At 64.4% G+C, this 21,880-nt stretch carries 15 protein-coding genes; 12 read left to right on the top strand and 3 right to left on the bottom strand.

Going from position 1 to position 21,880, the window contains the following annotated elements; all coding sequences use genetic code 11:
• Positions 1 to 112: 112 nt before the first annotated feature.
• From tssC to tssA, 3 genes are all read right to left on the bottom strand, one after another.
• Positions 113 to 1,609, bottom strand: a complete 1,497-nt coding sequence (gene tssC, locus IB266_RS15900) for a type VI secretion system contractile sheath large subunit (protein ID WP_060740019.1) — start codon at positions 1,607 to 1,609, stop codon at positions 113 to 115.
• A gap of 2 nt (positions 1,610 to 1,611) precedes the next feature.
• A complete protein-coding gene (gene tssB, locus IB266_RS15895) occupies positions 1,612 to 2,118 on the bottom strand; it encodes a type VI secretion system contractile sheath small subunit (protein WP_003206923.1) in 507 nt (168 codons plus the stop codon).
• A gap of 81 nt (positions 2,119 to 2,199) precedes the next feature.
• A complete protein-coding gene (gene tssA / locus IB266_RS15890; protein ID WP_192261742.1) occupies positions 2,200 to 3,243 on the bottom strand; it encodes a type VI secretion system protein TssA in 1,044 nt (347 codons plus the stop codon).
• Positions 3,244 to 3,658: 415 nt separating this feature from the next.
• Between tssA and tagH the strand changes: the two genes are divergently transcribed.
• The 12 genes from tagH to tagQ all read left to right on the top strand — a co-directional run bounded on the left by tagH (position 3,659) and on the right by tagQ (position 21,063).
• Positions 3,659 to 5,194 (top strand): type VI secretion system-associated FHA domain protein TagH, encoded by a 1,536-nt coding sequence (tagH, locus tag IB266_RS15885; RefSeq protein ID WP_192261741.1) that lies wholly within the window; start codon positions 3,659 to 3,661, stop codon positions 5,192 to 5,194.
• A gap of 56 nt (positions 5,195 to 5,250) precedes the next feature.
• On the top strand, positions 5,251 to 5,757 hold the full coding sequence (tssJ, locus tag IB266_RS15880) for a type VI secretion system lipoprotein TssJ (protein ID WP_060740022.1): 507 nt from the start codon (positions 5,251 to 5,253) through the stop codon (positions 5,755 to 5,757).
• A 15-nt stretch (positions 5,758 to 5,772) separates the two neighbouring features.
• Positions 5,773 to 7,107 (top strand): type VI secretion system baseplate subunit TssK, encoded by a 1,335-nt coding sequence (gene tssK / locus IB266_RS15875; RefSeq protein WP_072407490.1) that lies wholly within the window; start codon positions 5,773 to 5,775, stop codon positions 7,105 to 7,107.
• Between the two features lie 6 nt (positions 7,108 to 7,113).
• Positions 7,114 to 8,427: a DotU family type VI secretion system protein gene (locus IB266_RS15870; protein ID WP_060740024.1), complete on the top strand. Its 1,314-nt coding sequence runs from the start codon at positions 7,114 to 7,116 to the stop codon at positions 8,425 to 8,427.
• A complete protein-coding gene (tssM, locus tag IB266_RS15865; protein WP_192261740.1) occupies positions 8,424 to 11,924 on the top strand; it encodes a type VI secretion system membrane subunit TssM in 3,501 nt (1,166 codons plus the stop codon). The genes IB266_RS15870 and tssM overlap by 4 nt, the downstream gene beginning before the upstream one ends.
• On the top strand, positions 11,921 to 12,574 hold the full coding sequence (gene tagF, locus IB266_RS15860) for a type VI secretion system-associated protein TagF (RefSeq protein WP_192261739.1): 654 nt from the start codon (positions 11,921 to 11,923) through the stop codon (positions 12,572 to 12,574). The genes tssM and tagF overlap by 4 nt, the downstream gene beginning before the upstream one ends.
• Complete coding sequence (locus IB266_RS15855) at positions 12,575 to 13,306, top strand: PP2C family protein-serine/threonine phosphatase (RefSeq protein WP_060740027.1); 732 nt, start codon at positions 12,575 to 12,577, stop codon at positions 13,304 to 13,306.
• On the top strand, positions 13,303 to 16,401 hold the full coding sequence (locus IB266_RS15850; RefSeq protein WP_192261738.1) for a serine/threonine-protein kinase: 3,099 nt from the start codon (positions 13,303 to 13,305) through the stop codon (positions 16,399 to 16,401). The genes IB266_RS15855 and IB266_RS15850 overlap by 4 nt, the downstream gene beginning before the upstream one ends.
• Complete coding sequence (locus IB266_RS15845; RefSeq protein ID WP_192261859.1) at positions 16,401 to 17,117, top strand: ABC transporter ATP-binding protein; 717 nt, start codon at positions 16,401 to 16,403, stop codon at positions 17,115 to 17,117. Before IB266_RS15850 ends, IB266_RS15845 begins: the two co-directional genes overlap by 1 nt.
• A complete protein-coding gene (locus IB266_RS15840) occupies positions 17,117 to 18,313 on the top strand; it encodes an ABC transporter permease (RefSeq protein ID WP_092334073.1) in 1,197 nt (398 codons plus the stop codon). Before IB266_RS15845 ends, IB266_RS15840 begins: the two co-directional genes overlap by 1 nt.
• On the top strand, positions 18,306 to 20,033 hold the full coding sequence (locus IB266_RS15835; RefSeq protein ID WP_060740031.1) for a formylglycine-generating enzyme family protein: 1,728 nt from the start codon (positions 18,306 to 18,308) through the stop codon (positions 20,031 to 20,033). Before IB266_RS15840 ends, IB266_RS15835 begins: the two co-directional genes overlap by 8 nt.
• Before the next feature lie 85 nt (positions 20,034 to 20,118).
• A complete protein-coding gene (tagQ, locus tag IB266_RS15830) occupies positions 20,119 to 21,063 on the top strand; it encodes a type VI secretion system-associated lipoprotein TagQ (RefSeq protein ID WP_192261736.1) in 945 nt (314 codons plus the stop codon).
• Positions 21,064 to 21,880: the final 817 nt, after the last annotated feature.

Genomic DNA, 21,880 nt, shown 5'->3' with positions numbered 1-21,880 from the left:
GCGAGCTTGCTCGCGATGGCGGCGTCACGTCCGACATCAATGCAAGCTGATCCACCGCTATCGCGAGCAAGCTCGCTCCCACAGGGTTACCGCCACCCGTTTCAATAAGTTTTTACGCGCCCTTGGCCGACGGCAGTTTCGATACCAGGCGCAGCGACACGGTCAGCCCTTCGAGCTGGTAGTGCGGGCGCAGGTAGAACTTGGAGTTGTAGTACCCCGGGTTGCCTTCGACTTCTTCGACGATCACTTCGGCGGCAGCCAGTGGATGCTGGGCCTTGGTGGTCTCGGTGGAGTGCGCCGGGTCACCGTCGACGTAGTTGAGGATCCAGTCCTGCAACCAGCGCTGCATCTCGTCCTTCTCTTTGAAGGAACCGATCTTGTCGCGCACGATGCACTTCAGGTAATGGGCGAAACGGCAGGTGGCGAACAGGTACGGCAGGCGCGCGGCCAGGTTGGCGTTGGCGGTGGCGTCCGGGTCGTCGTATTCGGCCGGTTTCTGCAACGACTGGGCGCCGATGAACGCGGCGAAGTCGGTGTTTTTCTTGTGCAGCAGCGGCATGAAACCGTTCTTCGCCAGTTCCGCTTCACGGCGGTCCGAGATGGCGATTTCGGTCGGGCACTTCATGTCCACGCCACCGTCGTCGGTCGGGAACGTGTGGGCTGGCAGGTTTTCCACTTCGCCGCCCGATTCAACGCCACGGATGCGCGAGCACCAGCCGAAGTGTTTGAACGAACGGTTGATGTTCACCGCCATCGCGTAGGCAGCGTTGGCCCAGGTGTACTTGGAGCTGTCGGCGCCGTCGGTGTTTTCTTCGAAGGCGAAGGCTTCCACCGGGTCGGTCTTGGCGCCATAAGGCAGGCGCGCCAGGAAGCGCGGCATGGTCAGGCCGATGTAGCGCGAGTCTTCCGATTCACGCAGCGAGCGCCAGCCGGCGTATTCCGGGGTGGTGAAGATCTTGGTCAGGTCGCGCGGGTTCGACAGTTCCTGCCACGAGCCCATGCCCATCACGGTCGGCGATGCCGCGGCGATGAACGGGGAGTGCATGGCCGCGCAGACTTTCGACAGCTCGCCCAGCAGCTCGACATCCGGTGGCGACTGGTCGAAGTAGTAGTCGCCCACCAGGCAGCCGTAAGGCTCGCCGCCGAACTGGCCGTATTCTTCTTCGTACATCTTCTTGAAGAGCGGGCTCTGGTCCCACGCGGTGCCCTTGAATTTCTTCAGGGTCTTGTGCAGGTCGGTCTTGGAGATGTTGAGCACGCGGATCTTGAGCTGCTCATCGGTCTCGGTGTTGTTGACCAGGTAGTGCAGGCCACGCCAGGCGCTTTCCAGTTGCTGGAAGTCGGGGTGGTGGATGACCTGGTTGACCTGGGCGGTGAGCTTGGCGTCGATGGCGGCGATGATCGATTCGATCGACTTGATGGCGTCGTTGGACACCAGGTCGGTCTGCGCCAGGGCCTGTTCGGCCAGGGTCCGCACGGCGGTCTCGACGGCTTCGCGGGCGCGCTCGGTCTTGGGTTTGAATTCTTGCAGCAGCAGGGACGCGAACTCGCTGGTTTCTTCTGTCGCGCCGAGGTTCTGTGCGCCTTCGCGGGCTGTATTGTCAGTCATGATCATTGGTCCTGTGCTGGCTTCGGCGCGCTCGCCAGGGCCTGCAACAGCGCTGGGTCCTTGATCGCCTTCATGATGATTTCTTCGGCGCCGGTCTTGCCGTCCATGTAGGTCAGCAGGTTGGCCAACTGGGTGCGCGCTTCGAGCAGCTTGTTCAGCGAGTCGACCTTGCGGGCCACGGCCGCCGGGCTGAAGTCGTCCATGCTTTCGAACGTCAGGTCCAGGCTCAGGTTGCCTTCGCCGGTCAGTTCGTTAGGCACATGGAACGCCACGCGCGGCTGCATGGCCTTGAGGCGCGAGTCGAAGTTATCGACGTCGATCTCGAGGAACTTGCGGTCGGCTACCGCAGCCAGAGGCTCGGCGGGCTTGCCGGCGAGGTCGGCCATGACGCCCATGACGAAGGGCAACTGGACCTTTTTCTCGGCGCCGTAGAGCTCGACGTCGTACTCGATCTGCACTCGAGGCGCGCGGTTGCGCGCGATGAATTTCTGAGAACTTTGCTTCGCCACGTTGCTGCTCCTGGTCGCTTGAGCGACGGTGTTGGCGTCATCGGGGGTGCCGGTGACGTGACTGCGTGATCCGCTCGCTTTTTATTCGCTGTCTGGGCCGCGCAGGTTTTCAAATTGACTCATGCCGTCGGGAATCAGGTTGCGCACAATGGCCGCGAAATCGGCGTGCACCAGATTCTTGGCCCGGTTCAACAGCACCGGCAGCGGGCTGGAGGGCTCATGACGGGTGTAGTACGCGAGAATCCGGTCCAGGCTGCGCAGCACGTCGTCGCGGTTGTTGATGTCGCCGCTGACGGTGTTGGTGCTGTTATTGGTATTACGCGGTGAGCTTGTGACATTTACATGCTCAGCGGGCGCTGCGCTGTTGTCGCTGACGGGATCGGCCTGGGCGTCGTCGCCACTCTGCGGGGCGAACTGGCCGAGAATCTGCAGGGCCATCTTCAACGGTTGCTTCAACGGGCCGAGGTCCACGCCTTGGGCGGAACCGACCTGGTCGCTGACCTGCTGCTCGATGGCTTCGGCGGCGCTGCGGGCTTCGAGCAGGGCGGCGCGGATGACTTCCAACTGCTCGGGGTCGCTGTCGAGCAGGGCCCCGGCGAGCTGTTCGGCACCGAGGTTTTCATCCGGGAAACTTTGCAGGCCACTGGCGTTGGCGGCGGCGCGCAAGCTGACGGCACCGAAGGTCCGCGAACGGGTCAGGATGCTTTCGCGCAGCAGGCGGATGGTGAGATCGGACGTCAGGCCGGCGAGGGCATTGATGCGCACGGTGGGGTCGTTGTCGTCATCGGCGTCCAGGCGCGGATGCAGTTCGGCCCAGTATTGCTTGAGCAATTCGCTGATCAGCGTCAGCACACGGGCCATGCCCGGCAGGCCTTCGAGGGCCAGGGAGCTTTGCATCAGGAAATGGGTGATGCGCAGGTCTTTGCTGCGCTGCAGCAAGTCCAGGCTCTGCTGCTGGATGCTGCGCCATTCAGGGGGTTCGGCAGGCAGGATCGAATCGCCCATGCTGCGCTCGGGTTGGCCCCGGGAGTCGCGTTCCAGGCGCAGGAAATCCGCGTCATATTCCAGATCTTCACCGCACGGAGAAGTCGCGGAAACGGCGGCGAGCAGCAAAGGCACATCCACTTGGATCGATCTCCCTATCACCCGCTTGATAGAAGTCGGGCAGTTCACACGCAAGTTTCGGATGAAACTTCACATGTTCCTTGACGGTAATGGCCCTTTAGATCTGCGATGATCCTAAAGTGCCATCATGTATATTCAAGAAGTTGTGCATTTTTGGTGTAGTACTTATCGCTTGTCAAGGTAAGCTATTTCGCCTGTGTATGCCCTATGTAACAGTTGTGATGCGCTTAACAGCCTGTCCGACCTGCCGGTCGAAGCGGCAACTGACGTGGGGTTTTTGTCACGCAAGCCGGTTATGATCAGCGATCATGCTGGCAAAAAGCCGTTTTTACGGTTGTTGGCAGGTTGCCGGCGGGTGGTCAGGGTCTGAACCCTCACTCCCGCCCGCGCGCGAAGTATTCAGCAAGGAGGCAAGATGCCGCTGTGTTTGACTATCACTAGTTATCACAAAATTACCCCAGGCCAGTGTTCTGAAAAGTCCATGGACCAGGGGGTGATGGCAATTGGCCGTAATTCCGATAATGACTGGGTATTACCGGACCCTGAGCGCCTGGTTTCCGGTAAACATTGCGTTATCCAATACAAAGACGGGCGTTATTATTTGACCGATAACAGCACCAATGGTGTGGAATTGGTCAAGGCCGGCGTTCGCTTGCGCAAGGGCAACAGCGAGCCCCTGCAAGACGGCGAAGTGATCCGCATTGGTGATTATGAAATCCAGGCCCGCGTCGATTTCAACCTGCCGGTCACCGACAGCAATCCGTTCGCCGAATCGCCCAGCAGTTTCGAGGCCTTGATGGGGCAGCAGAGCGCCGCGGCGCATGTGCCGTCGCCGATCCAGGTGGCCTCGCCTGCGCATTTCCAGGGCGTGTCGGCCATGGACACCCTGCCGGACCTGTTCGACTTCTTGGCCCCGAGCAGTGTCCCGCCGGCCACCCAGCCTGACCATGTCCCGGCCGAGCAACACAATTTCCGCCCGCCGACGCCAATTGCCCGGCCGAGCCCGCCCCCCGTGGTCGAGCCGGTTGTACCGCCGTCTGCCTCGGTGATTCCGGACGACTGGGACCCGTTCAGCGACAAGCCTGCACCGGTGGCGGTTGCCCCGCTGCCCGTGGCCCCGCCGCCGGTGCCGCTACCGCCAGTGGTTGAGCCGATCGCGACACCTGTTCCGCAGCCTCCGCTCGTCGACATCTTTGCTGAAATCAGTGCACCGCCGCCGGCACCCGTGCGTGAAGCACCGGTGACCCGCGTCGAGACCCCGGTCGCACCTCCAGTTGCCCCTCCAGTTGCCCCGGTTGCTCCAGTTGCTCCGGCCGCCTCAGTTGCCCCAGTTGCTCCGGCCGCCCCGGTCGAGGCCGCCCAACCCGACTTGCTGCAAGCCTTCCTGCGCGGTGCCGGGCTGGATCAATTGCGCCTGGACAAGGCCAATGCCGAAGCACAGATGGAAAGCATCGGGCGCAGTTATCGCTTGATGGTCGAAGGCCTGATCGATGTCTTGCGCGCCCGCAGCAGCCTCAAGGGTGAGTTCCGCATCCAGCAGACGATGATCCAGCCGGTGGAAAACAACCCGCTGAAGTTCGCCCCCAATGTCGACGAAGCCTTGCTGTTGCTGTTGCGCCACGGCAACCAGGCGTTCATGGCCCCGGACGCGGCGGTGCGTGACAGTTTCGATGACTTGCGGGCCCACCAACTGGCGGTAATGGCCGGTGTGGAAGCGGCCATCAAGCATTTGCTGGGGCGCTTCGAGCCGGCGCAACTGGAGGAACGCATGGCCAAGCCCGGCGGGCTTTCGGGGATTTTCAGCGGCTCGCGGCAGGCCCAGTACTGGCAGCAATTCACCGAGCTCTACAGCAACATTTCCCGGGAAGCCCAGGAGGATTTCCAGGACCTGTTCGGTCGCGAGTTCAGTCGCGCCTACGAAGAACACAGCACACGACAGCGACGCCGTTGAGCGGCGCTGTCCTATAACAATAGAACGGATAGCTCAAACGTCATTGAGGACGCAGGATGATTCCCAGGTTTTTACTCGCAGTCGCCACCGCGCTTCTGCTGACGGCGTGCGCCAAGGATGCGGCCAACCCCCAGCCCGAAGAAGCTGAGGCCGACACCGCCGCCATCGAGTTGCATTTTCATGCCATTGCCGGCCTCAACCCCGGCGCCACCGGCCAGCCGGCCCCGGTCCGGGTGCGCATTTTCGAACTGAAAAATGCCGCGACCTTTGGCCGTTCCGATTATTTCGCCCTGGCCGAACGAGCCCAGGCCACGCTGGGCGCCGACCTGATCGACCAGGACGAGGTGCTGATCCAGCCCGGTCAGCAACTGAGTCTGCAACGCGACCTCGACCCGGCCACGCGGCATATCGGAATACTGGTGGGCTATCGCGAGCTGGACCAGTCGTTGTGGCGCACGGTGATGAATGTCCCGGCGCGCGAATACACCGAATACCAGATCAGCCTCGATGTGCGCGCCGTGCGCAGCGCCGTCGTCGTTCCCCCATCCAGCCCTGCCCAATAAGCAATCGGAGCCCCCATGTCCTGGAACAATCGCGTGGTCTGGTCGGAAGGCATGTTCATTGGAACGCAGCACTTCCAACAGCATGACCGTTACCTGGAAAACCTCATCGACGCACGCAGCCGCCCATTGTCGGCCGGCGCTTGGGGTTTTTCCGAATTGCTGATCGACCAGGGCCTGCTGGCCCAGGGCAAGCTGGCGATCATCTCGGCGCGGGGCCTGTTGCCGGACGGCACGCCCTTCAACATTCCCCAGGATGACCTGGCGCCGACGCCGCTGAACGTCGATGACAACCTGCGCGATGGCCTGGTGTACCTGGCCTTGCCGCTCAAGCGCGCCGGCGCCCGTGACACCGTGGACGAAGGCGAGGACCTCGGCGCTGCACGTTATGTGAGCCAGGTGTGCGAAGTGCGCGACGACAACGCGCCGTTCGAAAACCGCGCGCCGGTGGCCCTTGGCTCCCGGGCCCTGCGGTTGTTGACCGAACAGGATGGCATCGGCGACTACGCCGCCATCGGTGTGGTGCGCATCAAGGAAAAACGTGCCGACCGTGCCTTGGTGCTCGACGACACCTACATCCCGCCACTGCTGGATGTCATCGCCTCCAAACCGCTGGCGGCGTTTCGCAGCGAACTGCTGGGCCTGCTGCATCAACGCGGCGAAGCCTTGGCCGGGCGGGTGGTGGCGTCCGGTGCCGGTGGCGCCTCGGAGATTGCCGACTTCATGCTGCTGCAACTGGTCAACCGCGCCCAGCCGCTGATCCAGCACCTGAGCCAGTTGAGCCCGCTGCACCCCGAGCGCTTCTACAGCGAACTGGTGAGCCTGGCCGGGGAGTTCTCCACGTTCACCGCGTCCGGGCGACGACCGCAGCAATACCCGCCGTACCAGCACGATGACCTGGCGCTCAGCTACGCGCCGGTGATGCAGGCCCTGCGCGAAGCCCTGTCGATGCTGATCGACAGCAAGGCGACGCCGATTCCGATTGTCGAGAAAGCCTACGGCATCCACGTGGCGATGCTGGCCGACAAGACCCTGCTCGACAGCGCCAGCTTCATCCTGGTGGTGCGTGCCGATGTGCCGGCCGAAACCCTGCGCAGCCGCTTCGGCCAGCAGAGCAAGGTCGGCTCGGTGGAGCACATCCGCGACCTGGTCAACCTGCAGCTGCCGGGCATCGGCCTGCTGCCGTTGCCGGTGGCGCCACGGCAACTGCCGTACCACGCCGGCTCCACCTACTACGAACTCGACCGGGGCAGCGACCACTGGCAGCAGTTGAGCAACTCCGGCGGCTTTGCGTTCCACATCGCCGGCCAGTTCCCAGGGCTGAACCTGGCTTTCTGGGCGATCCGAGGATAAACCGCGATGAGCAACGACGATCGTACCCAATTCATGCCGACGCCCGGTGGCCGTGGCGCCGATCCATTCCGCCCGGACCCTGGCCGTCCGGACCCGGCTCGTCCACAGCCGGCGCCGCTGTCGATGCCGGCCGCGCCGGTCCTGACCGGCAAGGCCGAGGGCCTCAACCCGTTGGAAAGCGCCGCCGGCCCGCTGTTGGCCCTGCTGACGCGCCTGCGCAACACCATCGCCCACCCGGCGCCGGCCAGTTTGCGCGCGCAACTGCTGGCCTACCTGCGCCAGTTCGAAGAGCGCGCCGAGGCCGCCGGTGTGGTGCGCAACGATGTGTTGCTGGCCCGCTACGCCTTGTGCACCGCGCTGGACGAAGCGGTGTTGAGCACGCCGTGGGGCGGCACCAGTGACTGGGGCAAGCAAAGCCTGTTGATCACCGTGCACAACGAAGCCTGGGGCGGCGAGAAGGTGTTCCAGTTGCTGGAGCATTGCCTGCAAAGCCCCCGCGAGCGCCTGTATCTGCTGGAGCTGTTGTACCTGTGCATGTGCCTGGGTTTCGAGGGGCGCTACCGGGTGATGAACGACGGTCGCAGCCAACTGGAAGCGTTGCGTGAGCGCACCAGCGCGGTAATCCGCAGCGCCCGGGGCGACTACGAGCGCGAGCTGTCGCCGCACTGGCGCGGTGTCACCGTGGCCCGTGACCGACTGGCGCAATTCATGCCGCCATGGATCGCCGTGGCCATCGGCGCGGCCTTGCTGCTGGCGCTGCTGTTCGGCCTGCGGATGAAACTGGCCTCCGATGCCGAGCCGGTGTTCAAGAACATTCACTTCCTGGGCGAAATCCCGGTGCAGACCATCGACCGCCCCGTGGTGCAGCCCAAAGTGGTCGAGCGCCCACGTCTGGCAGGCTTTTTGGCCGATGAAATCCGCGCCAACCGGATTGCCGTGGAAGACGCGGTCGACCGCTCGGTGGTGACCATCCGCGGCGACGAACTGTTCGCCTCGGGCAGCGCGAGCATCAAGGACGATTTCCAGCCGTTGATGCTGCGCATCGCCGATGCGGTGCGCAAGGTCAAGGGCCAGGTCCTGGTCACCGGCCACAGCGACAATCGGCCGATCGCCACCCTCCGGTTCCCGTCCAACTGGGCGTTGTCCGAAGCGCGGGCCCAATCGGTGCTGCAAATTCTTTCGGCCAAGACCGGCCAGCCCGAGCGCTTCAGCGCCGAAGGCCGCAGCGACACCGAGCCGTTGGCGTCCAACGCCACCCCAGAGGGGCGTGCGCGCAATCGTCGGGTTGAAATCACAGTATTGGCGGAGGGGGTCGAGTGAAGGCGTTTTTCAGTTTTATGACCCGCTGGGTCATCCCATTGCTGGGGCTGATCGCCCTGAGCCTGATCATCTGGTTCGTCGGCCCGCTGCTCGATTGGCTGGTGCCTGAAGGCCGCCGCTGGGCCTTGATCATCCTGGTGTTCGCGGTGTGGATCGCCTACCGGGTGTTCCGCATCATCCAGGCGCGCCGTCAGGCCGCTGAAGTGATGCGCAGTCTGGCCGCGCAAACCCCGCCCGACCCCACCAGCATCGCCACCGCCGAAGAGCTCGAAACCCTGCGCCAGCGCATGGACGAAGCCTTGGCCCTGCTCAAGAAAGCCAAGCTGGGCGGGGACGAGCGTCGCAACCTCTACGAGCTGCCGTGGTACGTGATCATCGGCCCGCCGGGTTCGGGCAAGACCACCGCGCTGGTCAACTCCGGACTGCACTTCCCACTGGCCGCGCAACTGGGCGCCGGTGCCGTGCGCGGTGTCGGCGGTACGCGCAATTGCGATTGGTGGTTCACCGACCAGGCGGTCCTGCTCGACACCGCTGGCCGCTACACCACCCAGGACAGCGACGCGACCATCGACAAGGCCGCCTGGCTGGGCTTCCTGGGGCTGTTGAAAAAGCAACGGGCCCGACGCCCGATTGACGGTGCGTTCATCGCCATCAGCCTGTCCGACCTGCTGCTGGGCAGCGACGCCGAGCGCGCCGCCCATGCTGCGGCGATTCGCTTGCGGATCCAGGAGCTGTACACCCAGCTGGGTGTGCGCTTCCCGATCTACCTGATGCTGACCAAGCTCGATCTGGTGCCCGGGTTCATGGAGTATTTCGATACCCTGAGCAAGGAAGAGCGCGCCCAGGTCTGGGGCATGACCTTCGCCCTGGACGATGGCAAGAGCAACGACAGCCCGCTGGCGCACCTGCAAAGCGAATTCATCGGCCTTGAGCAACGCCTCAACGACCGCCTGGTGGAGCGCCTGCAACAAGAGCGCGACCCGGCGCGGCGCGACCTGATCTACGGCTTCCCGCAGCAGTTCGGCGCGCTGAAAGATTGCCTGCAAAGCTTCCTCGAAGGCGTGTTCAAACCCAACGCCTTCGAAGAGCGCGTGTTGCTGCGCGGTGTGTATTTCACCAGCGGCACCCAGGAAGGTAGCCCGATCGACCGCCTGATCGGCTCCATGGCCCAGAGCATGAACCTGGACCGCCAACACCTGGCGCGCCAGACCGGCACCGGGCGCAGCTACTTCATCGAAAAACTCTTCACCGCCGTGGCTTTCGCCGAGCGCGGGCTGGTGGGCGTCGACCCGAAAGTCGAGCGTCGACGCAAGTGGATCGCCCGCGGCGTACTGGCCTCCACCGTGGTGCTGGTGCTGGTGGTCAGCACGTTGTGGTGGGTCAGCTACCGTGCCAACCAGGCCTACATCGCCCAGGTCGATCAGAAGGTCGCGCCCTTGGGCCAGACCGTACAGAACCTCAGCCCGGCGCAACGGGATGTGCTCGCGGTGTTGCCATTGCTCAACGCCGTGAAACACCTGGCCGACGACGCCCCGAGCTGGGCCGAAGGCCTGGGCCTGTACCAGGGTGACATGCTCGAAGCCGAGTCCGGCAGCGTCTACCGCAAGCTGCTGATCGCGGTGTTCGCGCCACGCCTGCTGACGCGCATCGAAGAGCAACTGCACAGCGGCGGCAATTCGGATTTTCTCTACGAAGGCCTGAAGGCCTACCTGATGCTCGCCGACACCGAGCATTACGATGCCGACTTCATCAAGGCCTGGATCGCTCTGGATTGGGACCGCAGCCTGCCGCGGGACTTGCCGGCCGAGCAGCGCCAGGCCCTGACCGCGCATTTGCAGGCGTTGTTCGAGCGGCGTCCGCCCCTCGCGCGCCTGGACCAGCGTCTGGTCGAAGACCTGCGGCGCCAGTTGCAGCAATTGCCGGTGGCCCAGCGGGTCTATGACCGGATCAAGCGCCAGAAACTGCCCGAAGGCATCCCGGACTTTCGTATCAACGAAGCCGCCGGGCGTGACGCGGCGCTGGTGTTCAGCCGCAAGAGCGGCAAGCCGCTGGGCGAGCCCCTGAGCGGGTTCTTCACCGTCAAGGGCTACCGCCAGGGCTTCTTGCTCACCAGCCTGAGCCAGACCGGCACCCTGGCTGAAGAGCAGTGGGTGCTGGGCCATGAACAGGCCGATCAGCAGAACGTCGCCAGCCTGGCTGCCGATGTGCGTCGCTTGTACTTCCAGGACTACCTGCGCCAATGGGACGCCTTGCTCGCCGACATCGACTTCGTGCCGATCACCAGCGTGGCCCAGGCCGCCGATGTGCTGCGGGTGATTTCCGGACCAACCTCACCGCTGAAAAAACTGCTGGTGGCGGTGGCGAAGGAAACCGACCTGCAACAGGATGAACGCCTGCTGGCCGCCCAAGGTGCGCCGGTGGAAGGCGGCGTGGACAAGCTCAAGGAGCGTTTGGGCAGCTTGCTCGGCCAGGAGCAGGCGACGCCAAACGCGCCGGCGGCGAGCGATGACCCGATCACCGCGCACTTCGCCGAGCTCAACAGCATCGTCAGCAAAAGCGAAGGCGAGCCGGCGGCCATCGACGGTCTGTTGGCCGACATGAACGCTCTGTACGTGCAGGTCAGCGCCATGGTCGGGGCCAGCGGCGATGCCTTGCTTGGCGAGGCCAAGAACCAGGCCACGGCCGCCGCCACTCGCGTCAGCCTCAACGCCGAACGCCAGCCACCGCTGGTGCAGGGCCTGGTCAAGTCGGTGGTCAACTCCACCACCAACAGCATGATGGGCGGGGTGCGCAACCAACTGAACGCCGCCTGGACCAGCGAAGTGGTGAACATCTATCGCCAGTCCCTGGCCGGGCGCTATCCGATGTCGCCGGGCAGTGCGCGAGACGCGACCCTGGACGATTTCGGCCAGTTCTTCGGCGTCGGCGGGGTGATGGACAACTACTTCCGCAAGTACCTGCAACCCTACGTCGACACCTCGACGCCGACCTGGCGCTGGCAGCCGGGCGCGGCGCAGAAGCTCGGCATCGCCCCCGGTGTACTGCAGACCTTCCAGCGCGCGGCCACCATCCGCGATGCGTTCTTCCGCTCCGGCGGCACCCAGCCGATGGTGCGCTTCGAACTCAAGCCGGTGGCGATGGACTCGACCATCACCCAGTTCCTGCTCGACCTCGACGGCCAACAGCTGAGCTATGACCACGGCCCGAGCCGCCCGACCGCCATGCAGTGGCCGAACCCGGGCAGCATCGGCGTGGTGCGGATTTCCATCATGCCGCCGTCGTCCAGCGGTCGTTCCGGCATCACCCTGGACGGGCCGTGGGCCTGGTTCCGCTTGCTGGAACAATCGGACCTGACCGCCGGCAACTCGCCGGATCGCTTCAACCTGCGGTTGCGGGTCGATGGTGCCAGCGCCTCTTACGAGTTGCGGGCCAACAGCGCCTTCAACCCGTTCAAGAGCCGGGTGCTCAGCGGCTTCAGCCTGCCGGAGCGGCTATGAGTACGCCGGGCTTCTACGGAAAGTTGGCCTGCCGCGGCGACTTCGTCAACCGTGGCTTGCCCCAGGGGTTTATCGGCCCGTGGGATTCGTGGTTGGCGGCGGGTCTGCTCGCCAGCCAGAGCAGCCTCGGCGAGCGCTGGCTGGATGCTTATCTGGTCAGCCCGCTGTGGCGCTTCATGCTCGCGCCGGGGGTGTGTGGCCCGGACGCCGCCGTCGGAGTGGTGATGCCGAGCATCGACCGGGTCGGCCGTTATTTCCCGCTGACCGTCGCGGTGCTGCTGGAGCCCGACGCGGACCCGGCGTCCGTGGTGGGCGGTGCGGACGAGTGGTTTGAGCGGGTCGAGAACCTGTTGCTGAGCACGTTGAGCGTGGAGGCCAGTTTCGAGGCGTTCAACGAACAGCTGGAAACCCTCGGTAGCCCGATGTACCTGCCGCGCACGTCGAGCAGCCGTTTCGCCAGCCTGCATCGCTTCGATGCCACCGACCCGCAGCGGCGCATGAGCGCCTTGGCCGAGGCGGCCTGCGAAGGCGTAAGCCTGTGGTGGGGCCAGGGATCGGAGCGCATTGCCCCGGGTTTGATGCGCTGCCAGGGATTGCCGGCAGCCGCTGATTTTGCGCAATTTTTGCTCGGCCAAGAAGGTGTTGTGTAGATGCGTCCAAGTGCCGGAAAAGCAATCAAGTCTGCAAGCAAGAGCCATGTCGGGATGGTCCGCCAGGTCAACGAAGATGCTTGCCTGGACCTGCCGGAAAACGGCCTCTGGGTGGTGGCCGACGGCATGGGCGGGCACGCGGCGGGCGATTACGTCAGCAGCCTGATCGTCGACAGCCTGCGCGGCATCGCCGTGGGGCGTTCGCTGGACGAATACGTCGCGGCGCTGCAAAGCGACCTGCTACGGGTCAACGCCGCCGTGCGGGAAGAAACCGCCAACCGTGGCGTGACCATGATGGGCAGCACCGTGGTGGTCCTGGCCGTCCGTGACCTGCGGGGCATGTGCCTGTGGGCCGGTGACAGCCGCCTGTATCGCCTGCGCGACGGCGTGCTCGAAGGCATCTCCCGGGACCACAGCTACGTCCAGGATCTGCAGGACAGCGGCCTGCTCAGCGAAGCCGAGGCGCGGGTGCACCCGCGGGCGAACATCGTCACCCGGGCCATTGGCGTCGAGGCGCAACTGAACCTGGCGCTGACCGAATTGCTGCTGGTGCCTGGCGACAGCTACCTGTTGTGCAGCGACGGGCTGACCAAGACTGTCGAGGACGAGGAGATCCGCGAAGTACTGAGCCACGACGAGCCCGGCGAAATCGCCAGCAGCCTGGTGTCCCTGGGCCTGATGCGCGGCGCGCCGGACAACATCACCGTGGTGGTCGTGAAGGTGCCGTCATGAGCTTGACCCTGAACATTGTCATCCCCGGCTACGACATCGAAGGGCCGATCGGCGAAGGCGCGATGGCCAGCGTGTACCTGGCGACCCAGCGTTCGCTGGAGCGCAAGGTAGCGTTGAAAGTGATGGCGGCAGCCCTGGCCGCCGACCCGACGTTCTGCGAGCGGTTTTTGCGCGAAGGCAAGACCCTGGCGCGCTTGTCGCACCCGCACACCGTCACCATCCATGACATCGGCAACGTCGGTGAGCTGTATTACATGGCGATGGAGTACCTGCCCAACGGCACGCTCAAGGAACGCATCGCCGCGGGCCTGACGCCGGAGCAGGGCCTGACCTACATCCGCCAGATCGCCTCGGCCCTGGGGTATGCCCATGGCTTGGGCCTGGTCCACCGCGACGTCAAGCCGGCCAACATCCTGTTCCGCGCCGATGGCACGGCGGTGCTCTCGGACTTCGGCATCGCCAAGTCCCTGGACGACCGCACCCAGTTCACCCAGGCCGGCTTTGCCGTCGGTACGCCCAGCTACATGAGCCCGGAACAGGCCCGTGGGCAAGACATCGACGGTCGCGCCGACCTGTACGCCCTGGGCGTGGTGCTCTACGAAATCCTTGTCGGCAAACTGCCGTATACCGGCAACGACGCACTGTCCACGGCCTTGGCGCACCTGACCGAACCGTTGCCGGAGTTGCCGGTGCACCACGGCCGTTATCAGGACGTGTTGCGCAAACTGTTGGCGAAGGACCCGGCGGAGCGTTTCCCGGACGCGGCGGCATTGCTGCGGGCGCTGGATAACCTGCCTGAGGAATCGTCGGAAGCGACGCTGATCCGGCCGTTGTCGTTGCAACTGCCGACCACGCCGCCTTCGGTGGATGACTTGGCGGGTTTGACGCCCATGTCCATCGACATTCCCAGCGGCCCGGCTTATTCACCACCGCAGCCACAATCGCAGTCCAAGCCCGTTCCGCCGCCGATAAAACCGACGGTTCAATCCTCGGTGTCGGAGCAACGCAAGGGACCGGTGTTCGCCTTGGCTGCCGTTGCGGTCGCCGTGGCGCTGGCGTTGGGTGGCGCGGGTTATTGGTGGTTGGCCGGTGACGATGGCAAAGAAGTGAAGACGCCGGTGGCCACGACCACCTCGGTCAAGCCACCGGAAGTGAAGCCGCCGAAGGCCCCGGACGTACCGGCGGTCAAGCCACCCGTCGCCCCGCCGGCCCAGCCCCCCGTGGCGACCGAGGCCGACGGTGGCCAGCGTCCGCTCTTGATGGCCGGCAAGAAAACCCTGTTCCAGCGTGTGCTCAGCAAGCCGGGGGCGAAACTCGCCGAGGCGCCGGGTGCCGCACCGGGCAAGGCACTGCCGGCGTTTTCGGTGCTGTACGTGTATCAGCGCAAAGACCTCGATGGCAGCGCCTGGGTACGGGTCGGCGCGGCCACCGACGGGCGCAGCGACGGCTGGTTGCCCGCCGCCCAGGTCAGCGACTGGAAGCAAAGCCTGGTGCTCAAATTCACCGAACGTTCCGGCCGTGCGCCAGTGATGTTCCTGCGTCAGCCTGGCGAAGTGGAAAAGCTCCTGGCTAACCCCTCGGCCGCCAAGAACGTGTTGCTCAAGGCCCAGCAGAGCCCGCAGGACGACCAGCAAGTGCTGGCCCTTGAACCGGCCGCCAGCGCGGTGCCGCAGAGCCAGTTCTATCTGTTGCCGATCTTCGATTCCCGCGAAAGCCTCGATGAAAACGGCCAGCCGGTGCAGTTGCTGAACGTGGCGTCCATCGACCCTGGCAACACCCCCAAGGCGGCGGGCAACACGCCGATCACCACCGCCAACGCCGACGCGTTCCGCACCGCCGTGGTGCTGGTGGTGGACACCACCGTGTCGATGCAGCCCTACATCGACCAGGTGCGCGACGTGGTCCACGAACTGCAAACCCGCATCGCCGAGCGCGGCGAGTTGGACAGCGTCAGCTTCGGCATGGTGGGTTTCCGCAGCAGCATCAAGAAAACCCCGGGCCTGGAATACGTCGCCAAGACCCTGATCACCCTCGAGCAAGGTCGCGACCCGCAACGCTTCATGGAGCTGGCGCGGCAGGTCAAGGCGTCCACGGTGTCGAGCCATTCGTTCAACGAAGATGCGTTCGCCGGGGTCATGGAAGCCGTCGAAGGCATGGACTGGTCCGGTTACGGTGGGCGCTTGATCCTGTTGGTCACCGACGCCGGAGCCCTGCGCAAGAACGACCCATTTGCCGCCACGCAAATGAACGAGGCCGAAGTGCGCCAGGCGGCGCTGGGCAAGCAGATCAAGATCTACGCCTTGCACCTGCTCAGCGACGCGGGCAAGAAAACCCATGCCGGCGCCCAGAGCCAGTACCGCACCCTGACCGCCGACGCCAACCCGCAGATCGGCGACCTGTACATTCCGGTGCCGGGCGCCGACGTGCGCAAGTTCGGCGAGCGGGTCGACGAGATCGGTTCGGTGTTCGCCGACCTGGTGCATCAGGTGCGCAGCAACAAGGCGCAAAGCGTGCCGCTGCTCAGTGCCGCGCCGAGCCTGGCCGACAAGTCGGCGGCGGTCGGCTACGCGATGCACATGGATTTCCTGGGGCGCAAATCCGCCAGCCAGGCGCCGCAACTGGTCAGCGCCTGGACCGCCGACCGCGACCTGACCAACCCGGCGCTGCCGGCGTTCCAGGTCTGCGTGATGCTGACCAAGCTGCAACTCAACGACCTGCAGCAGTCGCTGAAGCTGATCGTCGACGCGGCCCGCAAGACCCAGAGCTCGCCCAAGGATTTCTTCCAGGAAATCGCCAGCGCCAGCGCCTACATGAGCCGCGACCCGTCGGCCCTGCGCAAGGGCGGCAACCTGGCCGACGGCGGGATTCTGGGCGAGTACCTGGAAGGGCTGCCGTACCGCAGCAAGTCGCTGAACATGACCCAGGACTTGTGGCTGTCCTTGAGCGTGGCCGAGCAGGAAGATTTCATCGACGAGCTGGATTCGAAAATCCGCCTCTACGAAACCTTCCACAACGACCTCGCCAACTGGGTGCGCTTCGGCGACGCCGAGCCGGGTGATGCCTTGTACCGCGTTCCGTTGTCGACGCTGCCGTGATGCTGACCCTCAACGCCGTGCACAAAAGCCGGGGCGCCGGCAGCCAGCGCTACAGCCTGGTGATTCCACGGCTGCAATTGCGCGGCGGTGAACAACTGGCGGTGGTCGGCCCCAGCGGTTGTGGCAAGAGTACGTTGCTGGACCTGCTGGCGCTGGTGTTGGCACCGGATCAGGCCGGCCGGTTCGACTTCACGCCCGCCGACACGCCGCTGGACATCGCCAAATTGTGGCGTGCGTCGCAACAGGGCGCCTTGGCCGAGCTGCGCAGTCGTTACCTGGGTTATGTTCTGCAAACTGGCGGCCTGTTGGGCTTCCTGGATGTGCGCGGCAACATCGCGTTGTCGCGCAAATTGCTGGGCTTGAAGGATGACGCAAGCGTGACGCGCCTGGCTGGGCAGTTGGACATCGCCGATCAACTGGACAAGAAACCGGCGGACTTATCCGTCGGCCAGCGCCAGCGGGTCAGCTGTGCCCGGGCGTTGGCCCATGGGCCGCGCCTGCTGCTGGCCGATGAGCCGACCGCCGCCCTCGACCCGCTGAACGCCGAGCGCGTCATGCGCTTGCTGGTGGCCCAGGCTCGCGAACACGGCGTGTGCTGTGTGGTCGCCACCCACGACGAGGCGTTGGCTCGCGCCAGCGGTTTGCAGGTGCGACGCATCAGTTGCCGTCGCGATGCCGACGGCGGTGTCACCGCCACCCTCGGGGAGGCTTGCTGATGCGCGGCGCGCTGGTGGCTTCCCTGGCCTGGCAGGATTACCGCAACGATGCCTGGCTGTCGGCCTGCTCGGTGCTCGCGCTGGTGGCCGTGGTGGCGCCGCTGCTGGTGTTGTTCGGCCTGAAGTTCGGCCTGGTCAGCAGCCTGACCGAGCGCTTGCAGAACGACCCGGCTACCCGGGAAATCATCCCCTTGGGCGGCGGTCGCTTCAGTGCCGAATTCATCGAGCAGTTGAGCCAGCGCGGCGACGTGGCCTTTGCCTTGCCGCGCACCCGCCAGATCGCCGCCACGGCGGATCTGAGCAGCGAGGCTTCGGCCGTTACGGTCGAGATGATTCCCACCGCGGCCAACGATCCCTTGTTCGAGCATTTGCCGGTGCCTCAAGGCTTGGATCAAGTGGTGCTCAGCCAGACCGCCGCTGAAAAGCTCGGCGCCAAGGCTGGCGATTGGGTGCAAGCCAGTTTCGGCCGGCAGGTGGCCGGTCGCAGCGAGGCGCAGCGCACCCGCGTTCAGGTACTGCACGTGCTGCCCTTGGAAGCCTTCGCCCGGGACGGGCTGTTTGCACCGCTGGCCCTGCTGGAGGCCGCCGAGGATTACCGCGACGGCCGTGCCGTGCCCGCGTTCGGCTGGCCGGGCGATGCGGTGAGTGTGGCCGGGCAACGGGTCTACCCGGCGTTTCGTTTGTATGCCCGCAGCCTCGGCGACGTCGAGCCACTGCGTCAGTATTTCGCCGGGCAGAACCTGCTGGTCTCGACCCAGGCCCAGACCATCGCACAAGTGCAATCGCTGAGCCGCAATCTGTCGATCGTGTTCTGGATCATCGCCGGGTTGGCCTTGGCCGGTGCGTTCGCGGCGATCTTTGCCGGCGCCCTGGCGGCGGTCGAGCGTAAGCGCCGGGAGTTGTCGGTGTTGCGCCTGCTGGGGGTTTCCACCGCGGCGCTGTTGCTGTTCGTGGTGTTGCAGGCCCTCTACAGCGCCACGTTCGCGGCCCTGCTGAGTGCCGGTCTGTATGGCCTGGCGCAGTCGGGCCTGAATTATTTATTTGCACAGATGCCCGGCGAATACGCCAGCCATCTGTTGGTGCGTCACTACACTTTGGCCCTGGTGGCCGTGCTCGGCGTCAGCGCCGTCGCGGCGGCTTGTGGTGGCTGGCGGGTGGCGCGCATCCAGGCGTGTGAAGGAATTCGCGATGTATAAGTTATTGGGCGCCGCCGTGGCGCTGAGCCTGGCCAGCATGGTCTGGGCTGATGAAAGCACGGACAAACTGGACAACCCCAAGCCGTTGCCCGACGACGTCAGCCTGCCGCTGCCGTGCGAAGGCCAGATGGTGTTCCGCTACGTCTACATCCTCGCCCAGGGCACTCTGGACGATCGCGAGATCAGCCTCGGTTACCCGTTCAGTGAAGGCGAGGCCGGTTACCAGCAGTCGTTCATTTCCGGCTACCGGCGCGACTTCATCAACGGCCAGTTCACTCTCAAGGACTTGCCCAAGGACTGGAACAAGACCATCACGCCGTTGATGCCCAAGACCGACGCCAAGACGCCGCTCAAGCCGATGCTGTATTTCATCGGCAAGTACGAGGTCACGGCCCGCCAATACGCCCAGGTCATGGCCCAGGCGCAATCGCTGGCCAGCGGCGAAGCGGCGCCGGCCTGCGAAACCCTGCAAGCCGATTTGCCCCAAGGGGTGGCGGGGCGTTTGCCCAAGGTGAAACTGTCGAAGTTCGAGGCCGAGCGCTTCTCGGCGGTGTACAGCGCCTGGCTGATGAAATACCACAAGGACCTGCTGCCGGTGAGCGGTCGCGGCACCTCCGCCGAAGACGGCGGGTTGGGTTTCGTGCGCTTGCCGACGGAAGTCGAATGGGAATTCGCCGCCCGCGGCGGGCAAGCCGTGAGCCGCCAGGACCTGGAAGGGCGCCTGTTTCCCCGGCGCCTGGAGGGCAGTGAAAGCGACGGGCCGCTGGCCGATTGGGCGGTGTTCAACCAGGTCGCCGGTGGCACCGGTCAGGCGGCGCGGCTGATGCCCATCGGCACCAAGTTGCCGAACCCTATCGGCCTGTTCGATGTGGTGGGCAACGCGGCCGAGATGGTCCAGGAATCCTTCCAGTTGGTGCACGCCGGTCGCCGCCAGGGCGCTTATGGCGGCTTCGTGGTCAAGGGCGGCAACTACCTGGAAGGCGAGGGCACGCTGTTCACCGGCATGCGCCGCGAATACCCGTTGTTCGCCGCCGACGGCACCGAGCAAAGCAACGAAACCACCGGTTTTCGCGTGGCCGTCGGGGCGTTGTCGGCGCCGCGTTCGCGCTACAAGGAATTGTTCGCCCAATGGCAGAAAGAAGGGCGGCTCGCGTCGCTGACCGACGCCATCGATGACGCCGACGACCCGACCAAACGCCTGGACAGCATCATCGCCGCCAGCGTCGATCCGCGCCTGCAAGCCGAACTGGGCCTGGTCAACGAAGAGCTCAAGCGCAACGTCTCGCTCATCGCCCAGCAGCGCGAGGAAGCGGCGGGCAACCTGATCCAGTCGTCGGCCCTGGTGGCCGAGACCGTCAACAACTACAACATCCGCCTGACCAATCTGCAGAACAGCCGGCAGGCCGCGCTGGATGCCAAGGATGAGGCCAGCGCCACGCTGTTCGCCACGGCCATCGACAACGGCCGCAGCGCACTGGATGGCGCGGTGGCGATCTACATCGACAACCTGGCCACCGGCACGCGCTACACCGATGCGGTGATCCAGGCGCAGTTCCAGCGCATCAAGGAAGAATTGGAGCGCAAACCGGTACTGGGCAAGAGCCTGGTGGCGCGTGCAACGTTATTCGTTCGTCATGTCGGGGATTATCGTCAGCAAAAACGAGCCGACCCGGCGGCGATATTGAAGGAATTGCTCGCATCGAACGCTCAGCGGTCTTGAGTGTTCGTTGTCAGCGAGCTTGGAAGGGACTCAGGCGGCGATAGCGCCGTGCTGAGCTGGTCAACACTTAAACGAGAACACAACTATGCTTTTCTCCCGTAAACCATTTGCTTCGGTTTCCAAGCGTCACTTGCTGATGGTCGCTGTCGGCTTCAGCACCGTACTGACCGGCTGCGCCACGTCGCCGACCTCCAAGGTCGCCTCGAGCACCAAGGTCGAGTACTACCCGAACTGCTACGAGCCGGTGCAGCACCTGCGCTCCACCGAAGGCAACATGACCAAGTCGGTCGTCACCGGTGCCGCTGTCGGCGCTGTCGGTGGTGCACTGTTGGGCGCCCTGACCGCCGACAAGGAAGACCGTGGCCGCAACGCCGCCATCGGTGCCGCGGGCGGTGCATTGGCCGGTGGTGCCGCCGGTTACTACACCGAGCGCCAGAAGCAGATCGCCGATGACAACCAGCGCATCGCCTCCTACGCTGCCGACGTCAACAAAAGCGTCTCCGACATCGACCGCAGCACCGCTTACGCCAAGACCTCGCAGCAGTGCTACCAGAACGCGTTCAGCAAACTGGTTGCCGACCGCAAGGCCAAGACCGTCAACGACACCGAAGGCCGCAAGCGCCTGGCGGAAATCGTTTCCGGCCTGAAAGAGTCGAATGACCTGATCGTCGCGGTCAACGGCAAAGCCTCGGAAGACCTGAACAACTACACCCAGGCCTACGAGAAAGACCTGCAGCAGGTGGGTGTGCAGCGTACTGACGTGGTGACTGTGGCCACTGCTGATACCCCGGCGGTCGTGGCTCAGACCACCACCAACAAGAAAAAGAACAAGAACGTGCAGCCGGCGAAGAAGAAAGACCTGCCGACCGTGCCGAAAGAAGCGGTGACCACCGAGAAAACCCTGCAGACCGCCAAGGTCAAGCAGGATGAAAGCAAGCAGGTGGCCAGTGCCGGTACCACTCAGGTCAACAGCATGTGCAAAAACCCGGACCTGGGCGACTGGGCACCGGTGCCTTGCCCGAATGTTTGATTGAGTGAGGGCTGCTGATCTTTGGTCAGCAGCCAAAACCTGTGGGAGCGAGTCTGCTCGCGATAGCGTCCGTTCAGTTGGCATCCATGTCGACTGACCCGCCGCCATCGCGAGCAAGCTCGCTCCCACAGTTGTTTTGTGTTGCCGGTGATATCTGCGACACCTCCAATCCCCTGTGGGAGCGGGCTTGCCCGCGAAGGCGGCCTAGCAGCCGGCCTATCTCTTGCGGTTGTACCCGATCCAATTGTGGGAGCAAAGCTTGCTCGCGAAGGCGGCCTAGTAGCCGGCCTATCTCTTGCGGTTGTACCCCGATCCAATTGTGGGAGCAGGCTTGCCCGCGAAGGCGGCCTAGTAGCCGGCCTATTTCTTGCGGTTGTACCCGATCCAATTGTGGGAGCGGGCTTGCTCGCGATGGCGGCCTAGTAGCCGGCCTATCTCTTGCGGTTGTACCCCGATCCAATTGTGGGAGCGGGCTTGCCCGCGAAGGCGGCCTAGTAGCCGGCCTATCTCTTGCGGTTGTACCCGATCCAATTGTGGGAGCGAGCTTGCTCGCGATGGCGGCCTGACAGCCGGCCAGGATGTTGTTGACTGAGTACATATCCGTTGCTGCGGTAACGGCGGCTGGCGGTTCCGCTCTTACAGCGGGTCACTTTTGGCAAACGCCCCAAAAGTAACCAAAAGGTCTTTGCCGGTATGACTCACCCACATGGGTTACAAATCAGTTCACGCACATAGGTAACAGTTTTTAACTGGCAGGGTCGATTTCGCGAGGATCTGACCATGCCCTGGAGAGAGCTGAAACCTATGGACCTCAAAG

The organism is Pseudomonas sp. Pdm06, from assembly GCF_014851795.1.
GTDB lineage: Bacteria > Pseudomonadota > Gammaproteobacteria > Pseudomonadales > Pseudomonadaceae > Aquipseudomonas > Aquipseudomonas fluorescens_AA.
This window is presented reverse-complemented; position numbering and strand designations above follow the sequence as displayed.

Bases quoted from the DNA above. Each gene is read 5' to 3' on its own strand.
- tssC (WP_060740019.1), bottom strand. From the start codon at position 1,609: ATGACTGACAATACAGCCCGCGAAGGCGCACAGAACCTCGGCGCGACA.
- tagH (WP_192261741.1), top strand. From the start codon at position 3,659: ATGCCGCTGTGTTTGACTATCACTAGTTATCACAAAATTACCCCAGGC.
- tssJ (WP_060740022.1), top strand. From the start codon at position 5,251: ATGATTCCCAGGTTTTTACTCGCAGTCGCCACCGCGCTTCTGCTGACG.
- tssK (WP_072407490.1), top strand. From the start codon at position 5,773: ATGTCCTGGAACAATCGCGTGGTCTGGTCGGAAGGCATGTTCATTGGA.
- IB266_RS15870 (WP_060740024.1), top strand. From the start codon at position 7,114: ATGAGCAACGACGATCGTACCCAATTCATGCCGACGCCCGGTGGCCGT.
- tagF (WP_192261739.1), top strand. From the start codon at position 11,921: ATGAGTACGCCGGGCTTCTACGGAAAGTTGGCCTGCCGCGGCGACTTC.
- IB266_RS15855 (WP_060740027.1), top strand. From the start codon at position 12,575: ATGCGTCCAAGTGCCGGAAAAGCAATCAAGTCTGCAAGCAAGAGCCAT.
- IB266_RS15850 (WP_192261738.1), top strand. From the start codon at position 13,303: ATGAGCTTGACCCTGAACATTGTCATCCCCGGCTACGACATCGAAGGG.
- IB266_RS15845 (WP_192261859.1), top strand. From the start codon at position 16,401: ATGCTGACCCTCAACGCCGTGCACAAAAGCCGGGGCGCCGGCAGCCAG.
- IB266_RS15840 (WP_092334073.1), top strand. From the start codon at position 17,117: ATGCGCGGCGCGCTGGTGGCTTCCCTGGCCTGGCAGGATTACCGCAAC.
- IB266_RS15835 (WP_060740031.1), top strand. From the start codon at position 18,306: ATGTATAAGTTATTGGGCGCCGCCGTGGCGCTGAGCCTGGCCAGCATG.
- tagQ (WP_192261736.1), top strand. From the start codon at position 20,119: ATGCTTTTCTCCCGTAAACCATTTGCTTCGGTTTCCAAGCGTCACTTG.